We start from the raw sequence: 3,685 nt of genomic DNA, 5'->3' as shown, positions 1-3,685 counted from the left end.
CCCCATCAAGGGGAGGTAAGGCGCCGCGCTTTTCGCTCAAACGGGTTTAGCATTTCATGAATATCGCAGGCATGCAGCGACGGCAGGCTGGCACGACAGCTCTAGCTCCCTCGATGGGGAGGTCGGCGCGAAGCGCCGGGCGGGGTGAAGCGCCGACGTCAGCTTAATTAATACTGGCCGTATGCGCCGACTCGGCTTGCTTGATGTCCGTCGTGTACGGTACGCGATAGCCATTGGCAGCCAGCCATTCGATCGCCGCTTTTGGCTCGTCGGTCTGGATGATGGTGGCGCCGCGATCGACCCAGAAACCCCAAGCCTCGCGCGGCAGGCTGGCAGCGACCGCTAGCTCGTCGCCACGGCCGCCGGCAAGGAAGCCGCCGGCTTGTTGACGATGGCATAGGTATCGGCCCAGAGGTGCCAGTCGCCGCGGACGGCTGTAGCCCGCATGCGCGTGCTGAACAGCGGGCCGCCGTTTGCGGTCAGCGTCTCGGCGCCGTTGCGCCAGTTGATCAGCTCGATAGCGCGTGGCGCGAACGCCTTGTCGACCTCGCCGGCAAAGGCGGCATCTTGCACGGCGTCATCGGCAAGGATCGGCATGAACTGGAAGCCGCCGCCCGCCTGGGCGAGCGCGGCCTTCGCGGCTTCAATGCGCGCCTGGTTCCACAGGTTCTCCTTGACGATCACCTGATCGGCCATGCCGAGATCGCGGGCAACCGCGATCATGCCGGGCAGGTCCGTCACCTCGAGCTTGTTGTCGAGATTGATCAGGATCCTGTCCTTGGTCGTCAGCAGCATTTCGCACAGCGTCGACACCGGCTCGCTGGTGACGGCGCCGGTGCCCTCGATCACCAGCCGGCACTTCTTCAGCTGCGCCAGCGTATATTCCACCACCTCGCCCTTGCAGTTCGTGGTACGGTCGAGCCAGCTGTCATGCATGATGACGAACGCGCCGTCCTTCGAGCGCCTCACATCGACCTCGACTATCTCGGCGCCGATCGCGATCGAGCCCTCGACCGCGGCAAGCGAATTCTCGGCATAAAGCGTCTTGCCGGCCTGCATGCTGCCGGCCCGATGCGCCGCGATCATCACATGGTCGCGCCACTGGTTGGCGTGTTCGAAGCGGTCGAGGATTTGGGCGGCGCGCGTCTCACCGGCTAAGGTTTGACTCGAGGCCGTCGCAAGCGCGGCGGACAGAAGAAGGCTCAGCCAGAGTGTTCGCATCGGGGAATCGCTCCGTTCCGGGTCGGGACCCGGTTAGGCGATGCCCATGACAGGGAGGTGAACGAAGCCGGCTAGGTGTTTGCTCAAATCCGCCTGGCGAGCCGTCATGGCGAGACAAATCCTGTGTTGCCGTGGCACTCCTCGAGCGCCGCTCGATATCGGCAAGCTGTGACTGGCAAGTTGCGTGCCGGTTCTGTAGTTGTGGCTCCCCGATGACAACCGAGGACCCGTAATGGCGAACCAAGAGATCGACCACGCCTTCACCGCCCGTTCCAAAACGGGCGCTTCGTTGGAGCCGACCTATGCCGGCGCGCTGTCGTTCATGCGACGCAAATATACGAAGGATGCGAAGGGCGCGGACGCCGTCGTGTGGGGCATTCCCTTCGACGCCGCGGTCACCAATCGTCCCGGCGCGCGCTTCGGGCCGCAGGCGATTCGCCGCGCCTCGGCGATCCTCGACAACGATCCGCAATATCCGTTCTCGCGCGACCTGTTCGAACAGCTCGCCGTGGTCGACTACGGCGATTGCCTGCTCGACAGCGGCAACCACCAGAAGACGCCCGGTACGATCGAGCGCGAGGCGGCCAAGATCCTGAGCTCAGGCGCATTTCTTTTGACGCTCGGCGGCGATCATTTCGTCACTTGGCCGCTGCTGAAGGCGCATGCAGCGATCCATGGGCCGCTGGCCCTGGTGCAGTTCGACGCGCATCAGGACACCTGGCCGGACGACGGCAGGCGCATCGATCACGGCTCCTTCGTCGCCCGCGCGGTCAAAGAAGGCGTCATCGATCCAGACCGCTCGATCCAGATCGGCATCCGCACCCATGCGCCGGACACGTTCGGTATCAAGATCATCTACGGCCATGAAGTCGAGGAGATGCGCGCCTCCGACATCGCCTACGCGATCGTGGAGCGCACAGGCGGCAGGAAGACCTATCTTACCTTCGACATCGATTGCCTCGATCCGGCGTTCGCGCCGGGCACCGGCACGCCTGTGGCCGGCGGCCCGTCTTCGGCCAAGATGCTTTCGACGCTGCGCCAACTCGGCCAGATCGATATCGTCGGTGCCGACGTCGTCGAGGTTGCGCCGGCCTATGATCATGCCGATATTACGGCGATCGCCGGATCGATCATCGCCATGCACTATCTCGGCCTGGTGGCCGAAAGGAAGGCGCGGCTCGACGACCTGAACAACGGCACTCATGCCGTACTACATAACGCTCAAGGCATATAGCTCTGGAATCGCAGGGATTTTGGCAACCGATGAAACCGAAAATCTTCATTGACGGCGAACATGGCACGACAGGCCTACAGATCAGGGCGCTGCTGGCCGACCGCGGCGATCTGGAGATCATCTCCATTCCCGCCGACCGCCGCAAGGAAGCCGCCGCCAGGGCCGAATTCCTCAACGCCGCCGATGTCGCGATCCTCTGCCTGCCGGATGCCGCGGCCAAGGAAAGCGTATCGCTGATCGAGAACGATACGACCAAGGTCATCGACGCTTCGACCGCGCATCGTGTGGCCGAAGGCTGGGAATACGGCTTTGCCGAGATGGACAAGGATCAGGCCAACAAGATCGCCAGCGCAAATCGCATCGCCAATCCCGGCTGCTGGCCGCAGGGCCCTATCGCGACGCTGCGTCCGCTGGTCTCGGCCGGCCTGCTGCCTGCCGATTTCCCCGTCACCGTCAACGGCATCTCCGGCTATTCCGGCGGCGGCCGGCCGATGATCGAGGACTATGTCGGCAAGGGCGAGGACGCGCCTGAATTCCTGCCCTATGGGCTCACGTTGCAGCACAAGCATGTGCCGGAGCTCAGGACCTACGCGAAGCTGTCGCACGATCCGATCATGCAGCCCGCCGTCGGCAATTTCGCGCAAGGCATGATCACGGTGGTGCCGCTGCAGTTGGGCGGCCTCGACCGTGTGCCGAGCGGCGCCGAGCTTCATGCGGCGATCGCCGATCACTATGCGTCGGTCGGCGGCGGCGTGGTCGAGGTTGCGCCCTATACGCATATGGAGCGCATGCCGGAGATCGATCCGGAGGCCTATAACGGCACCAACCGGATGAAGGTCTATGTGTTCGCCAATGACGAGCGGGCGCAGGCGCTGCTTTTGGCCGTCTACGACAATCTCGGCAAGGGTGCTTCCGGCGCTGCCGTGCAGAATCTGGACCTGATGCTCGGCATCAAGCACTGAGCGACAATGCGCAAGGCGCGCCTCAGCCTCTGACGGCGATCTCGGTCGGCAGCGGATAGGCACCCTTGGTGCCGCGCCAGTGCGCGGCGGCGAAGCCGAGCACGATCAGCGCGACGCCTTGATGGGTGAGCGCCATATGCAGTGGCACCTGCATCAAAAGCGTGCCGATGCCGATCGAGGCCTGCGCCAGCACCAGCAGGAACAGCAGCGTGGCGCGGCGGGCATGCGTGGTGCCGGGCTGACGCCGCCAGGTGGCGATCATGTGCCA

3 protein-coding genes and 1 pseudogene are annotated in these 3,685 nt (G+C 64.2%); 2 read left to right on the top strand and 2 right to left on the bottom strand.

The window, feature by feature from the left end; genetic code table 11:
• Nucleotides 1-163: 163 nt before the first annotated feature.
• Nucleotides 164-1,221 (bottom strand): annotated as a pseudogene (locus EOA32_RS34740) (glycerophosphodiester phosphodiesterase family protein).
• Nucleotides 1,222-1,453: 232 nt separating this feature from the next.
• Between EOA32_RS34740 and speB the strand changes: the two are divergent.
• Nucleotides 1,454-2,455, top strand: coding sequence for an agmatinase (gene speB / locus EOA32_RS34735; RefSeq protein ID WP_067000830.1), 1,002 nt, complete (start codon nucleotides 1,454-1,456; stop codon nucleotides 2,453-2,455).
• Nucleotides 2,456-2,484: 29 nt separating this feature from the next.
• A complete protein-coding gene (gene argC / locus EOA32_RS34730; protein ID WP_067000827.1) occupies nucleotides 2,485-3,417 on the top strand; it encodes an N-acetyl-gamma-glutamyl-phosphate reductase in 933 nt (310 codons plus the stop codon).
• A 22-nt stretch (nucleotides 3,418-3,439) separates the two neighbouring features.
• On the opposite strand, the gene EOA32_RS34725 is transcribed toward argC, so the two are convergent.
• Nucleotides 3,440-3,685 (bottom strand): COX15/CtaA family protein (locus EOA32_RS34725; protein WP_189407622.1); only part of this gene is annotated, 246 nt, incomplete at its 5' end.

Source organism: Mesorhizobium sp. M1A.F.Ca.ET.072.01.1.1, assembly GCF_004023325.1.
GTDB lineage: Bacteria > Pseudomonadota > Alphaproteobacteria > Rhizobiales > Rhizobiaceae > Mesorhizobium.
The sequence above is the reverse complement of the archived record's forward strand: the minus strand, read 5'-3'. Positions and strand labels throughout refer to the sequence as shown.

What these genes read in the sequence shown, in the direction of transcription:
- speB (WP_067000830.1), top strand. Translation starts at nt 1,454, where the DNA reads ATGGCGAACCAAGAGATCGACCACGCCTTCACCGCCCGTTCCAAAACG.
- argC (WP_067000827.1), top strand. Translation starts at nt 2,485, where the DNA reads ATGAAACCGAAAATCTTCATTGACGGCGAACATGGCACGACAGGCCTA.